23 protein-coding genes, 2 pseudogenes and 1 riboswitch are annotated in these 26,210 nt (G+C 61.9%); of the genes and pseudogenes, 15 read left to right on the top strand and 10 right to left on the bottom strand.

Translation table 11 applies throughout. The annotated features are described in order from the left end of the window. Window positions 1–762 (top strand): endonuclease/exonuclease/phosphatase family protein, encoded by a 762-nt coding sequence (locus IPP03_11780; protein MBL0353295.1) that lies wholly within the window; start codon window positions 1–3, stop codon window positions 760–762. Then, on the top strand, window positions 752–1,948 hold the full coding sequence (gene clsB / locus IPP03_11775) for a cardiolipin synthase ClsB (GenBank protein MBL0353294.1): 1,197 nt from the start codon (window positions 752–754) through the stop codon (window positions 1,946–1,948). Before IPP03_11780 ends, clsB begins: the two co-directional genes overlap by 11 nt. Before the next feature lie 117 nt (window positions 1,949–2,065). Here clsB and IPP03_11770 read toward each other — a convergent pair whose 3' ends face one another. Together IPP03_11770 and gluQRS are read right to left on the bottom strand one after the other, a co-directional pair. Beyond that, on the bottom strand, window positions 2,066–3,862 hold the full coding sequence (locus IPP03_11770; protein ID MBL0353293.1) for an ATP-binding cassette domain-containing protein: 1,797 nt from the start codon (window positions 3,860–3,862) through the stop codon (window positions 2,066–2,068). Between the two features lie 85 nt (window positions 3,863–3,947). Beyond that, the gene (gluQRS, locus tag IPP03_11765; protein MBL0353292.1) at window positions 3,948–4,871 is read right to left on the bottom strand and encodes a tRNA glutamyl-Q(34) synthetase GluQRS; all 924 of its coding nucleotides are present in this window, start codon (window positions 4,869–4,871) and stop codon (window positions 3,948–3,950) included. Window positions 4,872–5,077: 206 nt separating this feature from the next. Here gluQRS and IPP03_11760 point away from each other — a divergent pair. The 5 genes and pseudogenes from IPP03_11760 to IPP03_11740 all read left to right on the top strand — a co-directional run bounded on the left by IPP03_11760 (window position 5,078) and on the right by IPP03_11740 (window position 9,197). Continuing rightward, a pseudogene (locus IPP03_11760) lies at window positions 5,078–5,590 on the top strand (HD domain-containing protein). A 48-nt stretch (window positions 5,591–5,638) separates the two neighbouring features. Beyond that, entirely contained in the window at window positions 5,639–6,070 is a 432-nt protein-coding gene (locus IPP03_11755) for a GTP pyrophosphokinase (protein MBL0353291.1), read from the top strand. A 490-nt stretch (window positions 6,071–6,560) separates the two neighbouring features. After that, entirely contained in the window at window positions 6,561–7,577 is a 1,017-nt protein-coding gene (locus tag IPP03_11750; protein ID MBL0353290.1) for an amino acid ABC transporter substrate-binding protein, read from the top strand. Between the two features lie 11 nt (window positions 7,578–7,588). After that, window positions 7,589–8,926, top strand: a complete 1,338-nt coding sequence (locus IPP03_11745) for a citrate transporter (protein MBL0353289.1) — start codon at window positions 7,589–7,591, stop codon at window positions 8,924–8,926. Window positions 8,927–9,017: 91 nt separating this feature from the next. Further along, a pseudogene (locus IPP03_11740) lies at window positions 9,018–9,197 on the top strand (hypothetical protein). Window positions 9,198–9,307: 110 nt separating this feature from the next. On the opposite strand, the gene IPP03_11735 reads toward IPP03_11740, so the two are convergent. Together IPP03_11735 and IPP03_11730 are read right to left on the bottom strand one after the other, a co-directional pair. After that, on the bottom strand, window positions 9,308–10,657 hold the full coding sequence (locus IPP03_11735) for a transposase (GenBank protein MBL0353288.1): 1,350 nt from the start codon (window positions 10,655–10,657) through the stop codon (window positions 9,308–9,310). Between the two features lie 137 nt (window positions 10,658–10,794). Continuing rightward, window positions 10,795–11,526, bottom strand: a complete 732-nt coding sequence (locus tag IPP03_11730) for a trypsin-like peptidase domain-containing protein (GenBank protein ID MBL0353287.1) — start codon at window positions 11,524–11,526, stop codon at window positions 10,795–10,797. Between the two features lie 290 nt (window positions 11,527–11,816). Here IPP03_11730 and IPP03_11725 point away from each other — a divergent pair, with 290 nt between their 5' ends. From IPP03_11725 to IPP03_11715, 3 genes are read left to right on the top strand one after another with little or no spacing between them, the layout of a single operon-like run. Beyond that, on the top strand, window positions 11,817–12,197 hold the full coding sequence (locus tag IPP03_11725; protein MBL0353286.1) for an HNH nuclease family protein: 381 nt from the start codon (window positions 11,817–11,819) through the stop codon (window positions 12,195–12,197). Between the two features lie 52 nt (window positions 12,198–12,249). Further along, a complete protein-coding gene (locus IPP03_11720) occupies window positions 12,250–12,960 on the top strand; it encodes a glutathione S-transferase N-terminal domain-containing protein (protein MBL0353285.1) in 711 nt (236 codons plus the stop codon). Further along, window positions 12,957–13,574 (top strand): glutathione S-transferase family protein, encoded by a 618-nt coding sequence (locus tag IPP03_11715; GenBank protein MBL0353284.1) that lies wholly within the window; start codon window positions 12,957–12,959, stop codon window positions 13,572–13,574. The genes IPP03_11720 and IPP03_11715 overlap by 4 nt, the downstream gene beginning before the upstream one ends. Window positions 13,575–13,634: 60 nt before the next feature. On the opposite strand, the gene IPP03_11710 is transcribed toward IPP03_11715, so the two are convergent. Next, window positions 13,635–14,465 carry a symmetrical bis(5'-nucleosyl)-tetraphosphatase gene (locus IPP03_11710; GenBank protein ID MBL0353283.1) on the bottom strand — a complete coding sequence of 277 codons (831 nt, stop codon included), beginning with the start codon at window positions 14,463–14,465 and terminating at the stop codon, window positions 13,635–13,637. A gap of 73 nt (window positions 14,466–14,538) precedes the next feature. Beyond that, window positions 14,539–15,555 carry an NAD-dependent epimerase gene (locus IPP03_11705; GenBank protein MBL0353282.1) on the bottom strand — a complete coding sequence of 339 codons (1,017 nt, stop codon included), beginning with the start codon at window positions 15,553–15,555 and terminating at the stop codon, window positions 14,539–14,541. Between IPP03_11705 and IPP03_11700 the strand changes: the two genes are divergently transcribed. Continuing rightward, a complete protein-coding gene (locus IPP03_11700; protein ID MBL0353281.1) occupies window positions 15,550–15,831 on the top strand; it encodes a hypothetical protein in 282 nt (93 codons plus the stop codon). The two genes, IPP03_11705 and IPP03_11700, sit on opposite strands and share 6 nt — an antisense overlap. After that, window positions 15,828–17,084, top strand: coding sequence for a lipid IV(A) 3-deoxy-D-manno-octulosonic acid transferase (gene waaA, locus IPP03_11695; GenBank protein MBL0353280.1), 1,257 nt, complete (start codon window positions 15,828–15,830; stop codon window positions 17,082–17,084). Before IPP03_11700 ends, waaA begins: the two co-directional genes overlap by 4 nt. Here waaA and IPP03_11690 read toward each other — a convergent pair. The 4 genes from IPP03_11690 to IPP03_11675 are packed head-to-tail and all read right to left on the bottom strand — an operon-like array spanning window position 17,071 to window position 20,079. Beyond that, window positions 17,071–18,402, bottom strand: a complete 1,332-nt coding sequence (locus IPP03_11690; GenBank protein ID MBL0353279.1) for a TolC family outer membrane protein — start codon at window positions 18,400–18,402, stop codon at window positions 17,071–17,073. The genes waaA and IPP03_11690 overlap by 14 nt on opposite strands. A gap of 7 nt (window positions 18,403–18,409) precedes the next feature. Beyond that, window positions 18,410–18,733, bottom strand: coding sequence for a sulfurtransferase (locus tag IPP03_11685; protein ID MBL0353278.1), 324 nt, complete (start codon window positions 18,731–18,733; stop codon window positions 18,410–18,412). After that, window positions 18,733–19,386 (bottom strand): protein-L-isoaspartate O-methyltransferase, encoded by a 654-nt coding sequence (locus tag IPP03_11680; GenBank protein ID MBL0353277.1) that lies wholly within the window; start codon window positions 19,384–19,386, stop codon window positions 18,733–18,735. The genes IPP03_11685 and IPP03_11680 overlap by 1 nt, the downstream gene beginning before the upstream one ends. 60 nt (window positions 19,387–19,446) lie before the next feature. Further along, the gene (locus IPP03_11675) at window positions 19,447–20,079 is read right to left on the bottom strand and encodes a TetR/AcrR family transcriptional regulator (GenBank protein ID MBL0353276.1); all 633 of its coding nucleotides are present in this window, start codon (window positions 20,077–20,079) and stop codon (window positions 19,447–19,449) included. A 117-nt stretch (window positions 20,080–20,196) separates the two neighbouring features. Continuing rightward, window positions 20,197–20,293: riboswitch (TPP riboswitch) on the top strand. A 54-nt stretch (window positions 20,294–20,347) separates the two neighbouring features. Between IPP03_11675 and thiC the strand changes: the two genes are divergently transcribed. From thiC to IPP03_11660, 3 genes are all read left to right on the top strand, one after another. Next, a complete protein-coding gene (thiC, locus tag IPP03_11670; GenBank protein ID MBL0353275.1) occupies window positions 20,348–22,264 on the top strand; it encodes a phosphomethylpyrimidine synthase ThiC in 1,917 nt (638 codons plus the stop codon). 373 nt (window positions 22,265–22,637) lie between these two features. Next, window positions 22,638–23,855 carry an iron-containing alcohol dehydrogenase gene (locus tag IPP03_11665; protein MBL0353274.1) on the top strand — a complete coding sequence of 406 codons (1,218 nt, stop codon included), beginning with the start codon at window positions 22,638–22,640 and terminating at the stop codon, window positions 23,853–23,855. A gap of 73 nt (window positions 23,856–23,928) precedes the next feature. Continuing rightward, window positions 23,929–26,181 (top strand): dehydrogenase, encoded by a 2,253-nt coding sequence (locus IPP03_11660; GenBank protein MBL0353273.1) that lies wholly within the window; start codon window positions 23,929–23,931, stop codon window positions 26,179–26,181. Window positions 26,182–26,210 lie beyond the last annotated feature (29 nt).

The following is a 26,210-nucleotide window of genomic DNA, read 5'->3' as shown; positions in this document are numbered from 1 at the left end:
ATGAGCAAGTCCACAGCTCTTCACGTAACGACCTTCAATATTCACAAGGGCTTCTCGCAGTTCAACCGGCGCATGATGGTGCACGAGCTGCGCGAACGTCTGCGTGAACTCAATCCGGACATCGTCTTCCTGCAGGAGGTCCAGGGGCTGCATCTCGGCCATGCCGAGAATCACGACAACTGGCCGACCGATCCGCAGCACGAATTCCTGGCCGAAGAGGTTTGGCATGCCGCAGCCTATGGCAGCAACATGATCTATGACCACGGCCACCACGGCAATGCGATCCTCTCGCGCTTTCCCATCCTGAACGCGCACAATCAGGATGTGACCCATTTCCAGTTCGAGAAGCGCGGCCTCCTGCACTGCCGGATCAATCTGCCGGGTGGTTTGAGCGCGCATTGCGTCTGCGTCCACCTGTCGCTGTTTGGCTATTCGCGTCGCCTGCAGATCGCCGCGCTGGCCGATTATCTCGACGCCGTTTCCGCCCCCAATGAGCCGCTCATCATCGCCGGCGATTTCAACGACTGGAGCAACCGGGCGGGTCACCAACTGGTTAGCCGTTTGGGTCTGACCGAGGTGTTCAGCAACCGGAAGGGCACGCCGGTGCGCAGTTATCCCGCCGCCCTGCCGATGTTCCGCCTGGATCGTATCTATGTCCGTGGCTTCAAGGTACGCCGGACCGAGGTTCATTTCGGGCAGCCGTGGTCGACGATTTCCGACCACGCCGCGCTGTCGGCCCATCTGGCAAGGCATGCCCGCTGAGTTCCTGCCCGGAAACCGGATCACGCTGCTTAATTCGGGCATCGAGTATTTTCCCGCCCTGCTGTCGGCCATTGAGGCGGCACGCAGCGAGATCTACCTTGAAACCTACATCTTCGCCGACGACGAAATCGGCCACCAAGTCGCCGCTGCCCTCTCCCGTGCCGCCGCGCGCGGCGTTCAGGTGAATGTCACGGTCGACGGCTTCGGTGCCCGTAATTTCCGCGTCGATTTCCTGCCGCGATTGACCGCCGCTGGCGTCCGCGCCATGTTCTACCGGCCGGAAATCAGCCCATTTCATCTACGCCGCCACCGCCTGCGCCGCCTGCACCGCAAGCTGGTCGTCATCGACGCCCGCATCGCTTTCGTCGGCGGCATCAACATCGTCGACGATAACAACGCCCCGGAAGAGATGCGCCCGCGCTACGACTACGCCGTGTGCATCGAAGGTCCGACCCTGCGGCAAGTCCATCAAGCGGCCCGGCGCATGTGGGAAATCGTCTCCTGGGTGAATTTCAAGCGCCGCTTCCGCCACGATCTTCCGGCAACGCCCTGTTGCGAGATCGTCGGCGAGCAGGAGGCCGCCTTTCTCATCCGTGACAATATCCGGCACCGCAACGACATCCTGCATGCCTACATCACGGCGATCAACGGCGCGCAGGATGAAATCCTGATTGCCAATGCCTACTTTCTACCGGGTCTGCGCTTCAGTCTGGCGCTGCATGCAGCCGCCAAACGCGGGGTACGGATTACCGTGCTGCTACAGGGCAAGACCGATCACCCACTGCTCCGCTACGCGGCGCAGACACTTTACGCGGCGCTGCTCAAGGCCGGCATGCGAATCTACGAGTACGAGAAGAGTTTCATGCACGCCAAGGTCGCCGTTATCGACCGCCTCTGGGCAACGGTCGGCTCCTCCAACATCGACCCGTTCAGCCTGCTGCTCGCCAAGGAAGCCAACCTGTTCGTGCGCGACCCGGCATTCGCAGCGGAACTGCATGCCAGCATAGGCCGCGCCATCGCCAGCGGCGCGTGCGAAGTGCTGGCCGACGAGATCACCGCCCACTCCTGGTACATCCGTGCCTTGCGCTGGCTAAGCTACGGACTGGTCCGCGCCATGGTCGGCCTGACCGGCTACGGCGCGAAGCACTGGCAGCCCGACGACCAAACGCCAAGCTCACACTCCTGAGCGTCGCCCCTTTCCGATCAAGCACACGTATCCGCGCGGTTTGCAACTTTCCGACGCAGGCAATTGCGGAAGCACTGGCCTGACCGGCCAACCCGGTCGTGCCACCGGGAACACGGCTCAGAAATCGAGCTGCAGGGTCGCCAGCCGTGCATAAAGCCCGCCTTGCTGGCGCAGATCCTCCGGGGTGCCGATCTCTACTATTCGCCCGCGGTCCATGACGACGATCCGGTCGGCCTTCTGCACCGTCGCCAGCCGATGGGCGATGATGAGTGTCGTCCGCCCCATCATGGCGGCGCTGAGACCCTTCTGCACAAGGAGTTCCGACTCGGCATCGAGGGCGCTGGTCGCTTCGTCGAGCAGCAGGAGGCGGGCACCCTTGAGGATCGCACGGGCAATCGCGATGCGTTGGCGCTGGCCACCCGACAGCCGCGTGCCACGCTCTCCGAGAAACGTCCGGTAGCCCTCGGGCAGGCGCTCGATGAATTCCTCGGCCAGGGCCGCCCGCGCCGCCTGCCTGACCTCCTCATCACTCGCGTCACGGCGGCCGTAGCGGATGTTTTCCAGCGCATTCGCGGAAAAGATCACCGGATCCTGGGAGACGATGGCGATGTCCTTGCGCAGGTCGCGCAGGCTCAGCTGGCGGATATCCTGCCCGTTGATCCGTATGCAGCCACCGGAAACATCGTAATAGCGCAGCAGAAGCTGGAACAGGCTGGTCTTGCCGGCGCCGGAGGGCCCGACCAGCGCGACGCTCTCGCCAGGTGCGATATCCAGGCAGATGTCATCCAGAGCGCGGATCTGCGGGCGGGCCGGATACGTGAACACGACATGCTCGAAGCGGATCGCCGCCTGCTCCGCGACCACCGGCGACTGCGGCGCTGGCGTCTCGCGGATGGCTGACCGGGCATGCAGCAGGTCGAGCAGGCGCTCGGTCGCCCCGGCGGCGCGCATCACGTCGCCCCAGACTTCCGCCATGGTTCCGACAGCGCCGGCCACCAGGGCGGCGTAAAGGACGAAGGAGGCGAGTTCGCCACCGGTCAGCGCGCCGGAATGGACCTGACGCGCGCCTATCCAGAGGACGAAGATGATCGTTCCCATCACTGCGGTAATGATCAGTGCGGTGAGCGCCGCGCGTACCCGGGTGCGCTTGATCCCGGTGACAAAGCTCAGTTCCGTGCGCTCGGCGAATCGGTGGGCCTCCTGTTCCTCCTGTGTGTAGGCCTGCACGGTCGGCATCGCGTTAAGGATTTCACCCGCCAGCGCCGATGCATCGGCGATCCGGTCCTGCGATTCACGCGAGAGTTTCTTGACCTTGCGCCCGATGGCAACGATCGGAAGTATGAGAAGAGCCATCAGTCCAAGGTTCAGGGAGAACAGGTAGAAGCTGGTGACCGCCAGCATGACCATGCCGCCAATGAATTGGAAAACGCTGCGCAAACCCATCGAGATCGAACTGCCGACCACGGTCTGGATCAGTGTCGTGTCGCCGGTCAGTCGGGACAGCACTTCTCCGGTCTGCAGGGTCTCGAAGAATTGCGGGGACTGCGACAGCACCCGTGCATAGACGGCGTTGCGCAGATCGGCTGTGACCCGCTCCCCGACCCACGACACGGTGTAATAACGCGCTGCCACCGCCAGCGCCCAGATGGTCGCCAGCCCGAAAAGCGCGATGAAATGCCCATTCAGGCTCAAGGTGCCCAGCAGGCGTCCGCCTCGCCGCCCCTCTTCGCCAAAGCCGAAGTCGATCAGGTCGCGAAAGGCAAGTGGCACCAGCAAGATCGTCGCCGAAGCCAGGCACAGAAGGATGAAGGCGAGCGCAACGCGCGCGCGGTAGGGCCGCAGAAAGGGCCATAATCCGGCGAGTGCCGAAAGCTTTTGGGGCCTCGCAGCCGGTTTGGGGGTGTCGTTGACCATCAGTAATTATCGTTGAAGTCCGGGCTCACGCTTCTCACAATTCCCAATCACGACGAGAAAATCTGGACGGACCTGGTTGAAGCGATCAGTGGACCGCGAAGGCAGTTTCACGGCTGGCGGCGGCCTTTTGCGGAATGGCGGCGATCGACCAGCGTTGAAACGCCCAGTCCCAGAGGTCATGCAACCCCGCACGCGCCAGATCTGGGGGCGCCGCCTGACCGAGAAAGGTCAGCGCCGCGGCCAAAGCGCGTCCCGCCTGATCGGGCCGCAAGGCGGGTGCCCCGGTCTGCTTGGACAGCTTCTCGCCGGCGGCATTGGTCGCCACCGGCAGATGGGCGTAACGCGGCGTTGCGTAACCGAGGCAGCGCTGGAGCCAGATCTGGCGCGGCGTCGAGGCAATGAGGTCGGCACCGCGGACGACATCGGAAATGCCCTGAAATTCGTCGTCGACCGCAACAGCCAGCTGGTAGGCGTACATACCGTCGGCTCGGAGCAAGACGAAATCGCCAACGTCGCGCTCGATATTCTGGACTTGCCGGCCCTGTACCCGGTCGCTGAACGCGATCTCCTCGTCGCACACCCTAAGCCGCCACGAGCGGACACTGCGCCCGTGCGCCAGACCGTTGCGACAGGTTCCCGGATAGGCCAGGCCGCCATCGATTGCGCGGCGCGGCGCCGAATCGGCGATTTCCTTGCGCGAACACGCGCAGCCATATGCCAGCCCTACCGCCCTGAGCCTTTCCAGTGCCTCGGCGTAGGCACCATAACGCTGGCTTTGCCAAAGCACCGGACCATCCCACTCGAAACCGAAGGCTTCCAGGGTCTTCAGGATGTCATCGGCAGCCCCCTGAACATTCCGCGGCACATCGACGTCTTCCATGCGCAGCAGCCACTCGCCACCATGAGCGCGGGCATCGACATAGCTGCCGACCGCGGCGACCAGTGAGCCAAAATGCAGCGGGCCCGTCGGCGAGGGAGCAAAACGGCCGCGGTAGCAAGTATTTTCCATACAGATGGCGGGAACTGCGGCAAGACGGCATCCTGCCAGGGAGCCGATTATCGTCCACTTCCAAGGCCGACGATAGGCGCATCCAGGACACGATTGGCACCTTCGCCCCAGCAGCGGCCGAATCCACCCGGAGAATGTCTTGAACGCCTCGGCAGAGGCATTGTTATATTAGTCACACTGTCAAACCCGCCGTTCCGGAGTCCGCCATGTCCGACCTGTCGCGCATCACCCAGGCTGTTGAATTTGCCGCCATCAGGCACGTACACCAGCGCCGCAAGGGAGCCAGTGAAGCTCCCTACATCAATCATCTCGCCGCCGTTGCGGCCAACGTCGCCAGGGCGACCGCAGGGCAGGATGCCAACCTGGTCATCGCCGCCTACCTGCACGACTGCACCGAGGACTGCGGGGTCACCCGGGCCGAAATCGGAGAACTGTTCGGGGACGATGTCGCCGACCTTGTGGTCGAGGTCACCGACGACAAGTCACTGCCCAAGGAAGAGCGCAAATCGTTGCAGATCGAACACGCCCCGCACAAGTCGGCGCGCGCCAAGATACTCAAACTCTCCGACCTGGTCGCCAACCTGAGCGACATGATGGTGCATCCCCCGGTCAATTGGGGCCTTGAACGACAACTGCTCTACTTCGTCTGGGCCAACGACGTCGCCAGCGGACTACGCAACGGCACCCCGGCGCTCGAGGCCCCGGAGCTTCTCGCCGAGTTCGACGCCCTGTTTGCCCGGTTCGAAGAACTGAAGGCCGGCCCCGAAATGCATCCTCTGGCCCTGGCGGTCAAGATCGCCGCCAATGCCCATGCCACCCACCGACCGGACAAGGGCGGCGCCCCCTACATCCTGCACCCGCTGCGCATGATGATGCGGATGGACGACGATGAAGCGCGCATGACCGCGGTGCTGCACGACGTGATCGAAGATCACGAACACGAGGGCTGGACGTTCGAGCGTCTGGGCAAGGCCGGCATTCCGGAAAGCGTCATCGACGCGCTGCGCTGCGTCACCAAGCTCGCGGAAGACGAAGACTACGCCGCATTCATCGAGCGTGCCGCGACTAACCCGCTCGCCAGGACGGTGAAACTCGCCGACCTCGAAGACAACATGAACCTGTTGCGCCTCGGAGAACTGCTGGACAAGGATGTCGAGCGCCTGCGCAAATACCACCGGAGTTGGCTGCGCCTGTCCTGATACAGCCTGATGCCGGGGAGATCGGGGAGACTGACACCATCGAACAAATCCATGGGGATTCATCAAGGTGCGGAAGTTCAGGCTTGATCTGGCATGAGTATCGAACTGAACATCGCAGTTCAGCCAGAAGCGGCCCGACGGTGGTTCGCCAGACCGGTCATTGAGGCGGCCAGGGCAATCGCGTGAAGTTCAAGCCATGCCGAGCAACTGAGAGCGATAGATGTCGGAGTAGCGGCGATGAGCATGCGCGCCTTGATGCCCCGTTGCGCTTGATCGGATCGAGGCGGATGCGGTTGATGGTGATGTGCTTGAGGACAGTGAGGATATGAGCGGCATGTCCGGAACGGGCGCGCATCTGATCATTGGCGAAAGTCACGTCCATGCAGCAATGGCGTTGATCGTCCACTACCCAATGGGCTTGGACAGCCTGTAGTGTGGCTAATGGACAATCTGCGATAAACTTATGGCCCTGAAATTTCGGAGCTCCCGGATGAAACTGACTGTTCGCTATGTCGCCCTGTTGGTTCTGATGCTCGTCGGCTTGCCCCAGGTCGACGCCGCCGAGGTCTTGAACGCTGTGAAATCGCGTGGGCAACTGCGCTGCGGGGTGAGCGAGGACGTTCCCGGCTTCTCTGAGCGCGATGCCGGCGGAGACTGGCGCGGATTGGAGGCGGACTTCTGCCGTGCAGTGGCAGCGGCGGTCTTGAATGACCCGGGGAAAGTGGAGTTCGTGCCGCTACAGGCCCCCTTACGCTTTCCCGCACTGCAGGCGCGCAGGGTCGACCTGCTGCTGGCCAACACCACCTGGACCCTCACCCGAGAGGCGGTATTGAAGGTTCAGTTTCCCGGTATCCTCTATTACGATGGCCAGGGCTTTATGGTCGCTGCCGGGATTGCGACGCTCGCCGACCTCGACGGTGCGACTGTGTGCGTGGAGATGGGGACGACGAACCAGCGGAACCTGGAAGCGTATTTCAAGGCAAACGGCAGGTCGGTAAAGCCGCTGCCCATGGCCTCGGCGAAGAAGGCGGCGGCAGCCTTCTTCGCCGGCCGCTGTCAGGCCTACACCGCGGACGCTGGCACCCTGGCCGCCATGCGTCTGCGTGCGCCGGGTGATGCAGGGTCCTTCGTGATTCTGCCCGAGCGCATCTCCAGGGAACCACTTAGCCCCGTCGTCTGGGGCGGCGATCCGGAGTGGACGATGGTGATCCGCTGGGTTCTGAACACCCTGATCCTGGCGGAGGAATACGGCGTCACCCGTGACGGGGTCGATGCGGCTATCGCGGAAAACAACCCGATGCTACGGCTAAACTACGACGAACGCGACATGCTCGCACGATCAATGGGGATCGAGTCCGGCTGGGGGGCACGGGTCCTGCGGGCCGTCGGCAACTATGGCGAGATCTACGAGCGCAACGTCGGGCGCAACAGCCCGCTCAAGATCAAGCGCGGTCTCAACCGGCTCTGGAACCAGGGTGGGCTCCACTACGCACCGCCCCTTGACTGAGTAACGCCCAAATGACTGACCTGCAGATTTATCTCACCATCGGCGTTTTCGCCACCGTGATCTTCCTGATCGCGTTCGATTTGATCGACATGACGGTCGCCGCCCTGCTCGGGGTCAGCATCTTGATCGTCTTCGGGATCCTCGATGGCAATGATCTGATACCGATCGTAGACACCGCCGGCGGTCCGCTCTCCCTGCTCTTCGGCGGCATGGTAGTGGCGCGCGTGATCAGCAAGACCGGAATCTTCGAGTGGATCGGGGATGCGTTCTTGAACGCCACCGGCGGCAGCGGTAAGCGGTTCTTGCTACTGACCGTCGCGCTGTTGTTGCCGCTCAACGCTTTTCTGCCCAACGCCACCGTCGTCATCCTGGTCGCACCGATCATTATCCGCGTCTGCCAGATACTCAAGATCGACTTCGTCGGACCCCTGATCATCACGGCGATCGTCAGCAACGCGGCCGGCATGTTGACCCTGGTGAGCGACCCCGCCACCTTTCTGGTCGGCCGGGCGATCGGGCTGTCGTTCATCGATTATCTGCGGATGGTGAGCCTGGGCGGCCTGCTGGCCGCGCTGGTCGTCGTCCCCTTTTTGCCGCGCCTGCTACCGCAGGCCTGGAGTGTGCGCGCGACCCTGCCACCCAGCGTGCACGTCGCCATCAAGCATCGCGCCTTCCTGGTATTGGCGCTCCTCGTGCTCCTGATCATGGTGGTCATGTTTATCATCGGAGAGTCCTTGCCGACCCGCATTATCCCGCCCCAGGTCGCGATCATCGGGGCTTCGCTGGCGCTGCTCGTGGTCTACGGCATGCGCATCGAGCCGGTTGGCGATGTGATCCGCGACGTGGACTGGAAGACGCTCGTCTTTCTCGGCGCCATCTTTACCCTGGTCCAGGCCCTTGTGAAAACCGAGCTGCTGCAAAGCCTGTCGCTCCAGTTCTACCTCTGGTTCGGGACACAGTTTACTTTGGCGGCCCTGGTGACCCTGGCTAGCATCGGCACGATTGGGCTCGTGGTCGCCAATATCCCGTTGGTCGCCGCCGCGCTGGTGATGATCACCGGCTACCTGGTGGCAGCCCAGGCGGTTCCGGAGGTCGCTCTCGCCCCCGGTTTTGACAACTGGCCCAAGGCCACGCTGCCGGTATTCGTCGCGATGATGTTCGGCGGTACCCTCGGCGGCAACGCGACGCTGATTGGCGCCTCGGCCAATATTGTGGCCGTGGGCATCTGTGCTTCGCACGGTCGGCGCGTGAGCTTCATGCAATTCCTGCGCATCGGGCTGCCGATTACGGTGGTGCAGTTGTCGGTCGGAGCGCTCTATGTTCTGGTGCTGGCCGCGAATCTGGATTAGGCCCGCTGCCCGACCAGCGTGGTCTAGCAGGAATTTGCTCGAGCTTGGGCCTTCCGGAGAGTGCCCGCCCTCAAAAGGATAAGGAATCCAAGGGTATCTAGTCACCATCATTGTTGCCATGATTCCACCGCTGTGGCACTGTTTGATGACGCTCAAGGTGCCCGCCTGGGATCGTGACTATGCCAACGCCAGAAGCGGCATTCCCCTGTTGCAGCAGGCGAGCGGCGCCGCCGGCGCGCCGGCGGCCAATATCGCATCGAATGCTGCCTAGCAGCCTGTTGGGCTTAGCCTCCCAAAAGCTGAAAAATTGCACAATGGGTAATGCGGAGGCCGGATTTGCTGATTTTCCGGTTTTTTTGAGGGTTTTCCCCTCGTTTTTCCCTACTGTGGGCGCAATGCGGCCATGCGCTTCAAGTTCCACGCGAGGCAGACCAGCATCCACTCGTCCTGGACGTTCTTCAAACCACGCAGGGAAAACTGTCGAAAGCACAAGACGGATTTGATAATGCCGAAGACCGGCTCGACCGTTTGTTTGCGTAAGGCGTAGAGCGCTCGCCCTGCCTTGGTCTTCAGACGATGAGCCCTGGCCTGCGTTGGCGTGGCGTCGTCGGGTAATGCTGCCGGCTCGCTGTGGCGCTCCCGACAGCCGGGATGGTGCTCGTCGCGAGCGATGGCGATCAGGGGCGCAATGCCGGCCGCCTCGCAGGCCTTGAGGTTCTTCTCGCTGCAAAAGCCGGTGTCGGCAATCAGACACGCGAGCGCACCCAGCACCTCGGCCTGTGCCTGGAGCGTCGCCAGCATCGGCTCGACCTGCTCCTTGTCATTGGGCGCTTGCGTGACGCCGACCGCGACCACCCGCATAGTGTCGGCATCGACCGCCGCCTGGGCGTTGTACGCCTGCTCGAAGCCGCCACCGGCGACCGGCATGATGCGCGATTCTTCGTCGGCGAGATTCACCTGATCGCTGTCCCGTGGCCCCGGTTCCGGCGCCTTCGGCGGCTTACCTCCAGGCTTCTTGCCCGTCGCCTCTTCCTTGGCGGCACGACCAGCCATCTTCTGGTCGTACTCAGCCTTCTCCCGCTGATAGCGCTCTTCGGCTCGGGCAGCAATCCTGGCCTTCGCCACCGCCATGGCCGCCAACCGGTCCTCGCAGCGCTTGATTTCATCGGATAGGCTGACGTTGTCCGGCACATCCGCCCGATCCGCCAAGGCCAGCAGTTCCTGAAGCTTTGCCTTGAGCTGGACTTCCATTTTCTCGATGTGCCCATGGGATAGCGCACTGTGCCGTGAGGCATTGGCATTGACCTTCGTCCCGTCCAGGCAAACGTTGCCCAGCTTGGGCAGCTTCATTTCCTTGGCCAGTTCCAGGACCTTCACAAACAGGCCGGCCACTTCGTCAAGAAAACGCTGGCGAAAGGTCGCCAAGGTGGTGTGATCGGGGTGGCTGCCCGCGGCCAGGTAGCGGAAGGCGACCGAATCGTCGGTGGCTTGCTCCAGCTTGCGACTGGAGAACACGGCGATCGTGTAGCCATAGACCAGAATCGTCAGCAGCGCCGCCGGATGGTGCGCTTTCGATCCACGCCCAGCGTACTGCCGAGTCAGGTTGGAAAAATCAAGCTGGTCAATCACCTCGACAATGAAGCATGCCAGGTGATCTTCTTTCAAGCAATCGTCCAGCGACGGCGGCAACAGATAGCCTGTCTTGCGCTCGGCAACGATAAAGCGGAACATGGCAGAGCCCGGGCGCTCAAGAAGACATGCTTATCGCATAACTGCATCGCGCGCGGGAAAAGCCCGACAGGCTGCTAGGGAATCTTCGCGGCCGTTGAGGAAAACCTTGCACTCGACCTTTGGTCCGGCAACTGGCTTCAGCGCTCGGTGAGAGTCAGCAGGATGTCGGCGTACCAGGCGCAGTTCAGTCCCAGCGCCTCGTCGAGCTTCAGGTCGCGCGTTCCGACATCGAGGCGCGCCGAATGGACGCCGAGCAACATCCACGGCAGGTCGCCGTGCACCCGACTCCCTTCCGGCACGCGCATGACGACGGGCGCGCCGCTGGTTCCGCGGTGGGTGCGCGCATCGGTCAGGAAGTAACCCTCGCCCTGAAAGCGCAGCCCGAACGACGATGCAATGACGGCATGGCGAACAACGGGCATGTGGTGCAGTGTGTCGTGGAAACCGAGCGGAAAACCCACCACCAGCAGTGAGGTGCCGACCTCAACCTGATCCAGCCGGCCAACCAGATGCCGCGGCGTAAAGGCGCGGAAAACCGCTGTTTTCGGGAGCGCCGGGCGTTCGATTTCGATCGCCGCCACGTCAATCTCGCCTGCGGTATCGAGGCCCTGGCGCCAGAGGCTATTGCCGTTCCGGTACAGCGGAATCGAAAACCCGGTGGATCTGGCCATGTTGGCTGGGTCGATGTGCAGTTCGACCTCGATCCGGTCCGGGAAATGCTTGCTCGGCTCGTCGACCATGACATGCCGGCTGGTTACCAGAAACAGACGCCCGTCGCGCTCGAAAAAAAGCCCGCTGGCATTCGTCAACGGCCTCTGCCCGTCGAAAGTGCAAATGCGTGCGGCCACCAACAGAATGGGTTCGATCATTCGGTTCCAAGGGGTTTGCAGTAATTGCTCACATTGCCGCCGGATCTGCTGGCGTCGGCTACCACCCGGGCCGGAAACACGTGCCTGTGGTTGTCGCTTGGCCTCAGTATAGGCCGATCAGGGGGATTCGCGCCAATCCCGTCTATCAAAGTTTGCAAGCCATTGCCATAAATTACTGATCATGAACGAGTTTGCATGCTCCAGCCTCGCTAATTCACGCTCCCTCCTTACCGTTTCGCATCGTTTGCGGTAATGTTCCGGCAATATCGATAACCCGGCAGGGAGGCCGCATGACCGTCAAGGAGATAGACCACGATCGTCTGGACCGTATCGTTCGCGATGCGCGCAAATCCCGCGAGACCCGGGAATCGGGCTATCGCGAGCGCGCGCTCAAGATCTATCCATGGATTTGCGGTCGCTGCGCACGGGAGTTCACCCTCGCCAATCTGCGCGAACTGACGGTTCATCACCGCGATCACAACCACGACAACAATCCGCCCGACGGAGGCAACTGGGAACTGCTTTGTGTCTATTGCCACGACAACGAACACCAGAAGCAGATCGAAGCCGACCGTGGTTACACCGATGCCGGGCCGGCAAGGGGCGGCGGAGCCTCGCACTCGCCGTTCGCGGCATTGCAGTCGTTGCTCGAGAATAGCGGAAAGAAGTGACCGGAGATTGCCGGGGTCAAGTCCCGGCCAACGCTGCCAAAGGATAATTGACATGATCGAACTGTTTACCGCAGCAACCCCGAACGGCCACAAGGTTTCCATTGCGCTGGAAGAACTGGGGCTGCCCTACACGCTGCGCATTCTCGACCTCGGCAAACTGGAACAGAAGCAGCCATGGTTTCTGGCGATCAACCCGAATGGCCGGATTCCGGCGATCGTCGATCACGATGCAGACGACTTCGCGGTGTTCGAATCAGGCGCCATCCTGGTCTATCTCGCCGAGAAGACCGGGCGGCTGATGCCGGGCGACCCCAAGGGGCGGTCACTGGTCCTGCAATGGCTAATGTTCCAGATGGGCGGAATCGGGCCGATGATGGGTCAGGCCAACGTCTTCTTCCGCTATTTCCCCGAGAAAATTCAGCCGGCGATCGATCGTTATCAGGGTGAATGCACCCGGTTGTTCGGCGTCCTTGACAAGCATCTCGCGAACCACGAATTCCTGGCCGGCGACTACTCGATTGCCGACATCGCCAACTGGGCTTGGGTGCGGACGCACACGTGGTCGGGGGTTCCGGTCGAAGATTTCCCGCACCTCCAACGCTGGCTTGCGCAGATCCGGGCGCGACCGGCAGTGCAACAGGGGATACTCAAGCCACCTTCCAGTGTCGAATCACGCGATGATGCGGAGACGGCACGGAAATTTTCCGAGGAGGCACGCAAGATGGTCGAGATGGGACGGTCGCAACAGGGCCAGCAGCAATGAAACTTCACACATCGCCAAAGGCGCCGAATCCGCGCCGGGTGGATATGTTCCTGGCGGAAAAGGGCATCCACGACATCGAGCGTCATCTGGTCGATCTGAACGCTGGACAGCACAAAGAAACGGAATTTCTGGCACGCAATCCGCTCGCCCGGGTGCCGGTTCTCGAACTTGACGATGGCCGCTTTCTCGCGGAGTCGCGGGCGATCTGCACCTATCTCGAGTTCCTCTACCCCGAACCCAACCTGATGGGACGCAACGGCGAGGAACGGGCATTCATCGAGATGGCCGACCGTCAGGTCGAATTCAATATCTTCGCCATCGGCGCCAACCACATACGGCACACCCACCCGGGGTTGGCGGTGCTCGAGCAGCCGCAGTTTCCCGACTTCGGGCATTCTCAGGGAGAAAAGATGCTGCAGAACGCGCGCTGGCTGGATGAACTGCTCGCGACGCGCCCGTACGTTGCCGGCGAGCGGTTCACCATCGCCGACATCACCGCATTCTGCGCCATCGAATTCGCGCGTCTGGTCAAGTTCCGGCCGGCCGAAGCCGGCCTGCTCAGTCTCGCAGCCTGGCGCGAGCGCATCGCCGAACGTCCAAGCGCGGCCGCCTGAGCGAGTGGATGCCCGGCTTACCGCCGCGTTATCGCCGCCGCGCGACGATAACGTGTGCGGCTATTCCCTGAGAGGAAGGGCTTCCCCTGGCGAGCAGTCGACCTGGAACACCCGCCGGTCTTCCAGTCGCACGGCGGTCAGATGGCCGCCCCACAGGCAGCCGGAATCCAGAGCCAGGAGATTCGCCGTGATGCGCAGTCCAAGCGCCGACCAGTGTCCGGTGACGAGGATGGAATCGGCGCTCCGCCGGTCGGGAATCTCGAACCAGGGCAGGTAGCCTTGGGGGCCGCTTCCCAGTTCGCCCTTGCTCTTGAATTCCATGTTGCCGTCGGGCGAGCAGAAACGCATCCGCGTCATTGCATTGACGATCACCCGCAGACGCTTCTTGCCGGTGAGATCGTCGGACCAGGCGGTAGGCTTGCTGCCCCAGAGGTTGAGAATGAACTCCCTGTAGCCAAGCCCCCGTAGCGCGGCTTCGACCTCGCCCGCCAGTTCGCGGGCGCGGGCAGCGGACCACTGCGGCAGCAGTCCGGCGTGGACCAGGCAGTAATCGCCTTCGGTGTGACAGAGCGGTTGCTGGCGCAACCATTCGAGCAACTCGTCGCGGTCCGGGGCATCGAGTATTTCCTGCAAGGTATCGCTCTTGCCGCGGTATTCCGCGCCGCCCTCGGCGACCATTAGCAGATACAAATCGTGGTTGCCAAGCACGGTGAAAACCGATGAAGCGAGCGATTTGACCAGGCGCAGGGTTTCCAGTGACTTCGGGCCGCGATTGACGAGGTCGCCGACCAGCCACAGGCGGTCGCTTGCCGGATCGAAACTGCACGCATCGAGCAGCGTCCGAAATGAGTCGAAGCAGCCCTGAATGTCGCCGATGGCGTAAGTTGCCATGAATTTCCCGTTCCTCGTGTTTGAGCGTTGACTGTAATGCGGACAGCAAAACAAACGCCGCCGCCGCTGATCCTTAAGTCCGGTAGTAATCGCGATACCAGGCGACGAAGCGGCCGACGCCTTCCCGGACACTAGTGTCGGGGACGAAGCCGACCCAGTCGCTGAGCAGGTCGGTGTTGGCGTAGGTGGCCGGGACGTCGCCATCCTGCAACGGCAACAGGCGCTTTTCCGCCTTCATTCCAAGAGCATCTTCGATGGCGCCGATGAAATCGAGCAACTGCACCGGATTGTTGTTGCCGATGTTGAATACGCGGTAGGGTGCGTTGCTGGTCGCCGGGTCCGCGAAAATCGGGTCATATTCCGGGTCGACCGCAGCAGTCTTGTCCACGACGCGGATGACGCCCTCGACGATGTCGTCGACGTAGGTGAAGTCGCGCAGCATGTTGCCGTGGTTGAAGACGTCGATCGGCCGGCCTTCGAGAATGGCCCGGGTGAACAGGAACAGCGCCATGTCCGGCCGCCCCCACGGACCATAGACGGTGAAGAAGCGCAGGCCGGTGGTCGGCAGGCCGTAGAGATGGCTGTAGGTGTGGGCCATCAGCTCATTGGCCTTCTTGGTTGCGGCATAGAGGCTGATCGGGTGGTCGACGCTGTCGTGCTCGGAGAACGGCATCCTGGTGTTGCCACCATAGACGCTCGAACTGGACGCGTAGACCAGGTGGCTTACCCCGTTGTGGCGACAGCCTTCGAGGATATTGGTGAAGCCGACGACGTTGCTGTCGACATAGGCGTGCGGATTCTGCAAGGAATAGCGGACACCGGCCTGTGCGGCGAGGTGGACGACCCTGTTGAATTTCTCGGCGGCAAACAGGGCCTCCATGCCGGGGCGGTCCGCGACATCCAGTTTGACGAAGCGGAACTTCGCATGTCCGGTCAGCTGGGCAAGGCGGCTTTCCTTGAGACTGACCTCGTAATAGTCGTTGAGGTTATCGAGGCCGATGACTTCATCACCGCGTGCCAGCAGGCGGAGCGCGGTGGTCATGCCGATGAATCCGGCGGCGCCGGTGACGAGGATTTTCACAGGTTGAATTTTTGCAGGAAAAGGGGAATTTTACCGCAGCGCAGCAAGGGCGTAGTGGTGTTCGAGCATTCTTCGAAGCGTCGGGCGGGCATCTATAATCGGACTTTCGAAAAAACGCCATTCTATTCGCCGATGCCCATCCCGACCGTGAAAAATTCGTCGCCCGGTTACGCGATCGACGATCTCCCCCTGGGCAGAGACATCCATCGTCGTGGCTCCAATGCCAGGCCGCTGATGCCGGTGCTGGACACCGCATTCGCGGCGTTGCCGCTGGGTTGTTGCTGATGGTGCGCCTGCTCTACAGCCTGATCATCTATCTGGCAACCCCGCTGATCTTGCTGCGGCTGCTCTGGCGCGCTCGCCGCCAGCCCGAGTACCTGCGGAATCTGGCCGAGCGCTGGGCAATCTATGGCGTGGCGGCACCCGCAAGGCTGATCTGGGTCCATGCCGTGTCGGTTGGCGAGACCCGCGCCGCGCAGCCACTGATCGAAGCCTTGCAGGCGGCATGGCCGGAACACCGGATCCTGCTGACCTGCATGACGCCAACCGGTCGGGCGGCAGGGCAAGAAGTCTACGGCGACAAGGTGATGCAGGCCTATCTTCCCTACGACTATCCCGATGCGGTCGACCGCTTTTTGCGGCACTTTTCGCCAAGCTTCGGCGTGCTGATGGAAACTGAAATCTGGCCGAATCTGCTGGCTGCTGCGAAGCACCGGAGGGTGCCGGTCTTTCTCGCCAACGCGCGGCTTTCCGAACGCTCGGCGCGCGCTTACGGGAAGGCCGCGGCGCTGGCGCGACCGGCCTTCTCCGCGCTGAGCGCTGTCGCCGCGCAGACGCCCGGTGATGCGACGCGAATCGCCGGGCTCGGTGCGGGCAACGTGAGCGTCTGTGGCAACCTCAAGTTCGATGTCACGCCGGCGCCCGAAAAAATCGCTCTCGGCAACACCTGGCGCGAGGCGCTTGGCAGCCGCCAGGTGTGGCTGGCGGCCAGCACGCGTGACGGAGAAGAGGCCCTGCTGCTGGAAGCATGGCGTGGAATTCCGGCATCGCGTGCGCTGCTCGTCCTGGTTCCGCGCCATCCTCAGCGCTTCGCGGAAGTCGCGGCGCTGTTGACCGGGCTCGGGATCGACTTCGTCCAGCGCAGCGACAGCCTGCCCGGCCTGGAGACACAGATATGGCTGGGGGACAGCATGGGTGAAATGGCCGCTTATTACACCCTCGCCGATATCGCCTTTGTCGGCGGCAGCCTGGTTCCGCTCGGCGGGCAGAACCTGATCGAGGCCGCGGCCTGCGGTTGCCCGGGAGTCGTTGGCCCGCATACATTCAACTTTCTGCAGGCGACCGCCGATGCCATCGCTGCCGGCGCCGCACTGCGGGTGCCCGATGCGGAGGGGCTCGCCGCGATAATTTGCCGGGCGTTGGGCGATGCCGGCGAACTCGCGGAGATGCGAGCCGCCGCCTTGAGCTTTGCCGGCGCCCATCGCGGTGCCAGCGCGCGGACGCTGGCGCTGATTCGTTCCGTAATTACTGGGCAGTAGCGCCGGGGTCGAGCAGTGCGTTGGCGGCCACCACGTCGTCCTCGCTCAGGGTACCGACTGCCGATTTCAGCCTGAGCTGCGACATCAGCGTTTCGAGAACCGCCTTCGCCAGGTCGCGGCGGGTGAGGAAGACCTGGTTGTCGGCATTCAGCACGTCGATGTTGATGCGCACGCCGACTTCAAAGCCCAGGCGGTTGGATTCCAGAGACGATTGCGAGGAGATCAGGGCGGCCTTGAGGGCGCGTACCTGTGCCAGCCCGTTGGTGGCGCCAAGGTATTGCTGACGCGCCTGCAGTGCTGCATTGCGCCGGGTCTGCTCGAGGGTGGATTCGGCGGCCGCACGATTGGCGCTGGCCTCGCTCTGGCGGGAAACGACGAGGCCCCCCTGGAAAATCGGCAGGTTAAGCTGAACCCCGATGTTCTCGAAATCGGTTTCGAGCTGGCCGCCCGCGATCTGCCCGAAGGCGGTCGACTTCCCCTTGTTCACGACCAGATCGACGGTCGGATAGTGGCCGGCGCGTTGCCGGTCGACCTCGCGGGAGGCAATCTCCAGCGTCGCCATCTGGAGTTGGACGTTGATATTGTCGTTTTCGGCAGCGGCCGCCCACTGCTTCATGTCGGCAGGCTGCGGTTGTGGTATTTCCGCATTCTTGCGGAATGGCGCGAGCGGGCCAGCCTCCTTGCCGATGATGGCCTGCAGCGCCTGCCGCCTGACCTCGAGATCACTCTCGGCGGCAATTTCCTGTGCGATGGCGAGGTCGAAACGGGCCTGCGCTTCCTGGGCATCGACGATGGTCGAGGTGCCGACCTCGAAATTGCGCTTGGCCGACTCGAGTTGCTGTTCGATGGAAACCTTGTTGGCTTGTACCGCCTTGAGGCTCTCGATAGCATAGAGCACGTCGAAATAGGCCTGCGCGGTGCGCAGGATCAGATCCTGTCCGGCCTGGACGAAATTGGCTTCGGCCTGCGCAACCTGGAATTTTGACTGGTCGTAGGCCACCCAGTTCTGCCAGCGGAACAGCGGCTGACTCAGCGTCAGCGTGTAGCCGTTGCTGTTGAAGTTCGCAGGCGTAGTATTGCCGCTGCCACGAACGTACAGTTGATTCTCGTTCCAGAAGGAGTTGGCGCTCAGCGACAGCGTTGGCAGCAAGCCGGCCCGCGCTTGTGGTGTCCGTTCGCGTCCGGCCTCGAGGGTCGAACGGGCCGCCGCGAATGTTGCGTCGTTGGCCTGCGCCTCGCGATAAATCTGCATCAGATCGGCGGCCCGCAACGGCGAGGCCAGCAAGGAGGCGGAAAGCAGCCAGACGAGTCTTTTCATAACGTCCTCAATAACGGGGTAGGTCAGGGTCAACTTGGTCAGTCCAGGCGCTGACGCCACCAGTCAGATTGATCAGCGAAGAATAGCCCTGGCGTTCGAGGAAGATGGCAACCTGCATGCTGCGTCTGCCGTGATGGCAGATGACGACGATGTCGTCGTCCCGTTTCAGTTCGTTGCTGCGCAGCGGGACCAGGTGCATCGGAATATGCAACGAATTCGGCAAACGGCACAGTTCCCATTCCCACGGCTCACGCACATCGAGCAGAACAGGCTTGCCGCGGCTGTCGTCGGACAGCCAGCCAGCGAGTTGTCGTGCGCCAATCTGTTGCATCAGAACGAAAAGCCTGGCTTCGCTTCCCCGCCATCGAGAGCCGGAACGACCGTTTCGAACAGGTTGACCGTGTTGAACACACCTTCCCCATTGCTGGTCACCAGTTGGGCTTCCATGACCGGGGCTGCACCAACGATGGCGACAAGGCGGCCGCCAGGACGCAACTGCTCGAGAAGCGCGTCGGGCAGGGTCGGCAGCGAGCCTGAAACAACAATCACGTCGTAGGGGAAGTGCGGAGCCCAGCCGCTGGCCCCGTTGCCGACTTCGACCGTGACGTTGGTGACTCCCGCCCGCTCCAGGTTCTGGCGCGCGAAATCGGCCAGTTCCGGACGCGACTCGATGCTGATCACGTATTCGGCGCGAGCGGCCAACAGGGCCGCCATGTACCCGCTACCAGTACCGATCTCCAGCACCTTGTCGGTCTTCTTGACGCCGAGTTCCTGCATCAGGCGAGCCTCGACGCGCGGCGCGAGCATCACCTGGCCACTGCCGATCGGGATTTCCATGTCGGCGAACGCCAGATTACGATAGGCCGCGGGTACGAAGTCCTCACGCTTGACGACAAAAAGCAGGTCAAGAACCTGCTGATCCAGAACCTCCCAGGGCCGGATCTGCTGTTCGATCATGTTGAAGCGCGCTTGCTCGATATTCATTTCGTTCTCCGCAGGCAAAATATTAGCATAAACTTATATGAAGGTTCAGGCAAAGCAAAATTATACCCGATTCGCCTGCAATCCTCGACGCAGCAAATCCATGTGAACCGCCAGATACTGGCGTGGATCGACCTGTTTGCTCTGACAGGCACCCATGGAGAAGCGCCAGATCAGCAGCATCAGAACCGGGGAGATCACCACCTCGATACAAGTTTCGACTTCCATGCGCCGGAATTCACCGCTGGCCATGCCGCGCTCAAGTGCCGCGCCGATCAGTGCGCGACTGCGGCGGATAACGCTTTCGTAATAGAACTGGGCAACTTCTGGAAAGTTGCGTGCCTCGGCGACCATCAGCTTGGGGATCCCGGCATAGTCGGTTTCACCGATTCGCAGCCACCAGCTATTCAGCAATTGTTCCAGCAGGTCGGCAGCGCTTCCCGCGTGCTGCGCGGCAATCGCCTCGCCCTCGGCGACGACAGGGACAATGCCTTCCTGAATCACCGCTCGGAACAGCGCTTCCTTGCTGTCAAAATAGAGATAGAGCGTTCCCTTCGACACCCCGGCGCGGCTTGCAATCTCTTCCAGTCGGGTGGCGGCGAAACCTTTTTCGACAAACAGCTCGAGCGCCGCCGCCGTCAATTCCGACGGGCGGGCTTCCTTGCGACGTTTTCTTGGTGGGGTTGCGGCGGGCATGAGCAGCTTAATGACTGATTGGTCAGTAATTTACCATCGGAGTTTTGCGGCGGTCAACGCGCCAAAGCTGATTAGCCGCCACGCCTTGCCTTTTTCCTGCCCTTCCAGTAACTTGGACCCTCTCGTTAGGGGTGCCGGCCGTTGTGGTCGACTGAGAAATACCCTTCGAACCTGACCGGGTCATGCCGCCGTAGGGAAACGAATTCTGTCGCTGGAAGCAGATCGCTCCTTGCCGGTTCCGCCCGTTGCCCAAACGCATGGAGCTTCAATGAACGCCACCGAACAATTCCTCGCCGCCAACGCTCACGTCGACGCGGCCGCAGTCCAGCCGCTGCCCAATTCGCGCAAGGTCTACATCGCAGGTTCCCGCCCGGACATCCGCGTGCCGATGCGCGAAATTTCGCAGGACGACACGCCAACCGCCTTCGGTGGCGAACAGAATCCGCCGCTCTATGTTTACGACTGCTCCGGCCCCTACTCCGACCCGCAAGCCAAGATCGACATCCGTGCCGGCCTGCCGGCGCTGCGCGCCCAGTGGATCGCCGAACGTGGCGACGTCGAAGAACTCGCCGGCCTGACCTCCGACTTCGGCCGCATCCGTGCCGCTGACAAGGCACTCGACGAACTGCGCTTCCCCGGCCTGCACCGTAACCCCCTGCGCGCCAAAGCCGGCAAAAATGTCTCGCAGATGCACTATGCCCGCCAAGGCATCGTCACCCCGGAAATGGAATACGTCGCCATTCGTGAAAATAACAACCGCCGCGCCTACATGGAGTCGCTACGGTCAACCGGCAAAATGGGCGAAAAAATGGCGGCCCTGCTTGGCCGCCAGCACCCCGGCCAAAACTTCGGCGCCAGCATTCCCGAAGAAATCACCCCCGAATTTGTGCGCAGCGAAATCGCTCGTGGTCGCGCCATCATCCCCAACAACATCAACCACCCGGAAAGCGAACCGATGATCATCGGCCGCAACTTCCTGGTCAAAATCAACGCCAACATCGGCAACTCGGCGCTCGGCTCTTCCATTCAGGAAGAAGTCGAAAAAATGACCTGGTCGATCCGCTGGGGTGGCGACACGGTGATGGACCTGTCCACCGGCAAGAACATCCACGAAACCCGCGAATGGATCATCCGCAACAGCCCGGTCGCCATCGGCACCGTGCCAATCTATCAGGCCCTGGAAAAGGTCAACGGCAAGGCCGAAGACCTGACCTGGGAAATCTTCCGCGACACGCTGATCGAGCAGGCTGAACAAGGCGTCGACTACTTCACCATCCACGCCGGCGTGCTACTGCGCTACGTCCCGCTGACCGCCAACCGCATGACCGGCATCGTCTCCCGCGGTGGTTCGATCATGGCCAAGTGGTGCCTGGCCCACCACAAGGAAAGCTTCCTCTACACGCATTTCGAGGACATCTGCGAAATCATGAAGGCCTACGACGTCGCCTTCAGCCTCGGCGATGGCCTGCGTCCAGGTTCAATCTACGACGCCAACGACGAAGCCCAGCTCGGCGAACTCAAGACCCTCGGCGAACTGACCCAGATCGCCTGGAAGCACGACGTCCAGGTGATGATCGAAGGTCCCGGCCATGTGCCGATGCATCTGATCAAGGAGAACATGGACCTGCAACTCGACCAGTGCAGCGAAGCCCCGTTCTACACCCTCGGCCCCTTGACCACCGACATCGCCCCCGGCTACGACCACATCACCAGCGGCATTGGTGCCGCGATGATCGGCTGGTACGGCACGGCGATGCTCTGCTACGTCACGCCGAAAGAACACCTCGGCCTGCCCGACAAGGATGACGTCAAGGTTGGCATCATCACCTACAAACTGGCTGCTCACGCCGCCGATCTCGCCAAAGGTCACCCCGGGGCGCAGATTCGTGACAACGCCCTGTCCAAGGCGCGCTTCGAATTCCGCTGGGACGACCAGTTCAATCTTGGCCTCGACCCCGACAAGGCGCGTGAATTCCACGACGAGACGCTCCCGAAGGAATCGGCCAAGGTCGCCCACTTCTGCTCGATGTGCGGCCCGCACTTCTGCTCGATGAAGATTACCCAGGATGTGCGTGAATACGCCGCGGCGCAAGGAATTGCCGAAGCCGAGGCGCTGGCGAAGGGCATGGAGGAGAAAGCGGTCGAGTTCGTCAAGGCCGGCGCCGAGGTTTATCGCAAGATTTGAGTCGAGGCAAGCCAATCTCCAAACCATAAAATGGCGTATGAATTGGCCGTCTCTTTGCTTTTCCTGGAATGTTAAGGTCGACGGCGGTTTCAAGTTCCCGCGGTCAACGGTCAAAATCGGCCTGTTTCCCATCATTTTTTCTGGCAAGCCGTTAAAAAAGGGTTGTTCGGAGTTTTTCTCATGGCTCCAAACCAGACTCAGATCCAATTCGAACCTCTCCGTGGATCAGTCAGCCCTGGACTGATTCCGCAACTGTTGAAATTGAAGGCATACTTACCTGGTTGACGTTCCGTTTGCGAATTCCCTGGGGAGAAAGCACTTGTTATCCGATTTGTTGAGTGATTCCGTCCGCGCCGCCGGCCTTGGCGCCTTGATGAAGGGTGCAGGTCTGGTGACCCGTTTCATCCCCATTCCCCAGCCGACGCTGCTCGTCGGTCCTGGCTCGAGCGGTCGTCTGGGGCAGGCGATTGCAGGGTTTGGCCACAGGAAGATCCTGATTGTCACCGACGGCATCATTTACAAGCTGGGGTTGCTGCGTTCGTTGACCGACGCCCTCACGGCCGGCGGAGCGGACTATGTGGTGTTCGACGAGATCACGCCGGATGCACCCATCCCCCTGATTGAAAAAGGCATCGAGTTTTTCAAGGCGCAGAACTGCGATGCGATTGTCGCATTTGGCGGCGGATCGCCCATGGATGCCTCGAAGGCGATTGCGGTGGCGGTGGCCAACCCCAAGCCGTTGCGGGACCTGGCGGGATACTTCAAGGGTCTGCGTGCGCCCGTCAATATCTACGCAGTGCCGACAACGGCGGGCACCGGTTCGGAGGTGACGGTGGCCGCAGTAATCTCCGATCCCGAGGCGGGGAAAAAAATGGTCATCGTTGATCCGCGCGTGGTGCCGAAAATGGCCGCGCTCGACCCCTTGCTGATGACCGGCCTGCCGCCCCACGTGACCGCCGCGACGGGCATCGACGCCTTGACTCACGCGATCGAGGCCTTTGTCGGCAACTGGACCACACCCTACTCCGATGGCATGGCGCTTTCCGCTGTCGGCCTGATCTTCGAGAACCTGCGCACCGCCTACAGCGAGGGGACGAATCTAGAAGCCCGCGAGAAGATGGCGCTGGCCTCGACCTATGCCGGCTTTGCCTTCACCCGGGCCAACGTCGGCTACGTGCACGCGATCGCCCACCAGTTCGGCGGCAAATACCACACGCCCCATGGCCTAGCCAACGCCATCATGCTGCCTTATGTTCTGCGCTACTCGCTTCCCGCCATCACCGGACGTCTCGCGCTGCTGGCGGTGCGGGCAAAGGTGGGTAGCGAGGATGAATCGCCGGAGGTGCTGGCCGGGAAGTTCCTCGACGCAGTCGACCAGTTGAACGCGGACCTTGGTATTCCGACCTTCCTGGCGGACCTGCGGGAAGCCGACATTCCCGATCTGGCGCGGGCAGCCTGCTGGGAAGCGCATACCGGCTACCCGGTGCCGCGCTACATGTCACAGGAGGTGTGTGAGGGCATCATTCGCCAGGCGCTGCCAGACTCCCCGGAAAAGAGAAAGCCGGCGCCGCGCCGCAAGAAAGCTGAATGAGGCAGCGCCGGTTATCCGGGGAATGCCGTTACCGACTTGAGTAGTTCAAGAAATGCGATAGAGGAGATATTCAATGAAAAAGGTAGTCGCCGTCTCACTGGGCTCTTCCAAGAAGGACTTCGAGTTCCAGACGAAGTTCCTTGGCCAGAATTTCTCGGTTCATCGCATGGGCGCCGACCAGGACACGACCAAAGCTTGGGAACTGATGCGCCGCCAGCAGGCAACGGCCGATGCCATCGGCCTCGGTGAAATCAGCGACCACTATCATGTCGGGCAGGATACGCTGATCAACAAGGAAACGCGGCGTCTGACGAACGTGGTCACACGTGTGCCGGTGACGACCGGAGCTACCCTGCGGCGGCTCCTGCAGGTGCGCGCCGTGCGCTACGTGCAGAAGGAACTGGGCCGCTACTTCAACAACAACCTCGTCCTGTTCATGTCCGGCATGCGCAACTACAACATGGCCGTGGCCTTGTCAGATTACACCAGGAACCTGAGCTTTGCCGATGCCCTGTTCCAGACCGGCATGCCGGCGATGCTCGGCTCGCTCGAACAACTGGAACTCTATGCCAAGGGCAGCGGCCTGGTGCTGAACGGCAAGTCCGGCGAGATCCTGGAAGCCGCCCTGACGGACTTCAAACTCATGATGGTCCGCGGCGAGGTAGCCAAGTCGCATGTGATCGTCGGTACCTTCGCCGAGATCAAGAGCGTCGGCAACGCATCGAATCTGGAGGGGAAAACGCTCATCACGTCCGCAGTTGACGATGAACGGATGGCATTTTTCACGGCCTGCAAGGTAAATCTGGTGGTTGATACATCGCCTAAGCTGTTCGAGAAGGTGGTGGGCATCAACACCATCGAAGCGATGATCCTGGCGGCGCTGGAAAAGTCGCCCGAGGAGATCTCCGACGACGACTTCGAGGAGATCCTCGACGAACTGAAAATTGTGCCGCGCCTGCTGCATCCGACCGGCAAGTTTCGCAACATCCGCCGCTTTGCCTTCGTAATTCACCCGCTGAGCCAGGAATACATCAAGAGTGCCTACCCGATTCCTGATGCCACCCCCAAGTTCATCATGGACAAGGTCGAGCAGCTGGCGGCGTACATGCCACCAATGGTGTATTGCAAGATGGACAACATCGTTTCGCCCACCGGCGCCGAAGTGGAGGGCTGGCTGATATCGGTCGGCGGCACGCCAAAGGAGATGTTGTCGCGCAGTCCGGAATTTACCTACCGGCGTCTTCTGCATGCGGCGAAGATCGCCGAGAAGCTGGGGGCGCAGATCATGGGTCTCGGTGCGTTTACCAAAGTGGTGGGCGACGCCGGGGTAACCGTGGCGCGGCGTGCCAGGTTGCCGATCACCACCGGTAACAGCTACTCGGCCTCGGGCGCCCTGTGGGCGGCATCCGACGCGATGCGGCGCATGGGTCTGGTGACGATTGACCCGAAAACCGGGAAAGTTGCCGCCAAGACCATGATCATCGGCGCCGCCGGTTCGATCGGCTCGGTCAGTGCACGCCTGCTGGCGATGAGTTTCGATGAAGTCTATCTGGCCGGACTCACCCTCGACAAGCTGGACAAGCTCAAGGCCTCCATCCTGAAGGACACGCCGGACGCCAAGGTATTCACCACCACAAGCTATGACGAAGTGCTTGGCGACATGGACATGATCGTGACCGCCACTTCGGGCGCCGGCAAGTCGGTTCTGGACATCACCAAGGTCAAACCCGGCTGCGTCATCACCGACGTCGCTCGTCCGCTCGACCTGCCCGCCAGCGAAGTTGCCAAGCGTCCGGATGTTCTGGTCATCGAATCGGGCGAGATCGAACTCCCGACAAAAGTTCGTGGCATGAAGAACATCGGGCTTCCGGACAACGTCATCTACGCCTGCCTCGCCGAAACCATCGTGCTGGCACTTGAGGGTCGCTTCGAAGTATTCACGATCGGGCGCGATACCGAGTGGGAGAAGGTCAAGGAGATCTACAAGCTGGGTCTCAAGCATGGCATGAAACTGGCCGCCATTTCCGGCGTCAAGGGTATCTATACCGACAAGGATATCGCCAAGGTAGTCGCCCTGGCCAAGAAGGCGCGCCTGACCTGGAAGGGCGCCGGCGGAGGCAGGCCAGCCGTCAAGGCGACGACAAAGGCCGTCAGGGCGCCGAGGGTCACAGTCAAGGCAACCCCGGAAGCGAAGGCGGCCGCCACTGAAATGCCGGCGGCCGAAAAGACTCCACCGGCCAGGAAGGCCGCGGCGGTCAAACGGACTCCGACCACCCGCGCGCCCAAGGTGGCTCCCAGGAAGGCGCCTGAAGTGGCACCTGAGTGAGGTTGAAATCGGGGCCGGCGTCCCGGGCC

The organism is Candidatus Dechloromonas phosphoritropha (assembly GCA_016722705.1).
GTDB lineage: Bacteria > Pseudomonadota > Gammaproteobacteria > Burkholderiales > Rhodocyclaceae > Azonexus > Azonexus phosphoritrophus.
The sequence above is the reverse complement of the archived record's forward strand: the minus strand, read 5'-3'. Positions and strand labels throughout refer to the sequence as shown.

Excerpts from the sequence above, each read along its gene's own strand:
- IPP03_11755 (MBL0353291.1), top strand. The coding sequence starts at position 5,639 with ATGCATCCTCTGGCCCTGGCGGTCAAGATCGCCGCCAATGCCCATGCC.
- IPP03_11715 (MBL0353284.1), top strand. The coding sequence starts at position 12,957 with ATGAAACTTCACACATCGCCAAAGGCGCCGAATCCGCGCCGGGTGGAT.
- IPP03_11690 (MBL0353279.1), bottom strand. The coding sequence starts at position 18,402 with ATGAAAAGACTCGTCTGGCTGCTTTCCGCCTCCTTGCTGGCCTCGCCG.
- IPP03_11745 (MBL0353289.1), top strand. The coding sequence starts at position 7,589 with ATGACTGACCTGCAGATTTATCTCACCATCGGCGTTTTCGCCACCGTG.
- IPP03_11720 (MBL0353285.1), top strand. The coding sequence starts at position 12,250 with ATGATCGAACTGTTTACCGCAGCAACCCCGAACGGCCACAAGGTTTCC.
- IPP03_11770 (MBL0353293.1), bottom strand. The coding sequence starts at position 3,862 with ATGGTCAACGACACCCCCAAACCGGCTGCGAGGCCCCAAAAGCTTTCG.
- IPP03_11725 (MBL0353286.1), top strand. The coding sequence starts at position 11,817 with ATGACCGTCAAGGAGATAGACCACGATCGTCTGGACCGTATCGTTCGC.
- IPP03_11710 (MBL0353283.1), bottom strand. The coding sequence starts at position 14,465 with ATGGCAACTTACGCCATCGGCGACATTCAGGGCTGCTTCGACTCATTT.
- gluQRS (MBL0353292.1), bottom strand. The coding sequence starts at position 4,871 with ATGGAAAATACTTGCTACCGCGGCCGTTTTGCTCCCTCGCCGACGGGC.
- IPP03_11660 (MBL0353273.1), top strand. The coding sequence starts at position 23,929 with ATGAAAAAGGTAGTCGCCGTCTCACTGGGCTCTTCCAAGAAGGACTTC.
- IPP03_11675 (MBL0353276.1), bottom strand. The coding sequence starts at position 20,079 with ATGCCCGCCGCAACCCCACCAAGAAAACGTCGCAAGGAAGCCCGCCCG.
- clsB (MBL0353294.1), top strand. The coding sequence starts at position 752 with ATGCCCGCTGAGTTCCTGCCCGGAAACCGGATCACGCTGCTTAATTCG.
- IPP03_11665 (MBL0353274.1), top strand. The coding sequence starts at position 22,638 with ATGAAGGGTGCAGGTCTGGTGACCCGTTTCATCCCCATTCCCCAGCCG.
- IPP03_11750 (MBL0353290.1), top strand. The coding sequence starts at position 6,561 with ATGAAACTGACTGTTCGCTATGTCGCCCTGTTGGTTCTGATGCTCGTC.
- IPP03_11780 (MBL0353295.1), top strand. The coding sequence starts at position 1 with ATGAGCAAGTCCACAGCTCTTCACGTAACGACCTTCAATATTCACAAG.
- IPP03_11730 (MBL0353287.1), bottom strand. The coding sequence starts at position 11,526 with ATGATCGAACCCATTCTGTTGGTGGCCGCACGCATTTGCACTTTCGAC.
- IPP03_11680 (MBL0353277.1), bottom strand. The coding sequence starts at position 19,386 with ATGAATATCGAGCAAGCGCGCTTCAACATGATCGAACAGCAGATCCGG.
- IPP03_11735 (MBL0353288.1), bottom strand. The coding sequence starts at position 10,657 with ATGTTCCGCTTTATCGTTGCCGAGCGCAAGACAGGCTATCTGTTGCCG.
- IPP03_11685 (MBL0353278.1), bottom strand. The coding sequence starts at position 18,733 with ATGCAACAGATTGGCGCACGACAACTCGCTGGCTGGCTGTCCGACGAC.
- thiC (MBL0353275.1), top strand. The coding sequence starts at position 20,348 with ATGAACGCCACCGAACAATTCCTCGCCGCCAACGCTCACGTCGACGCG.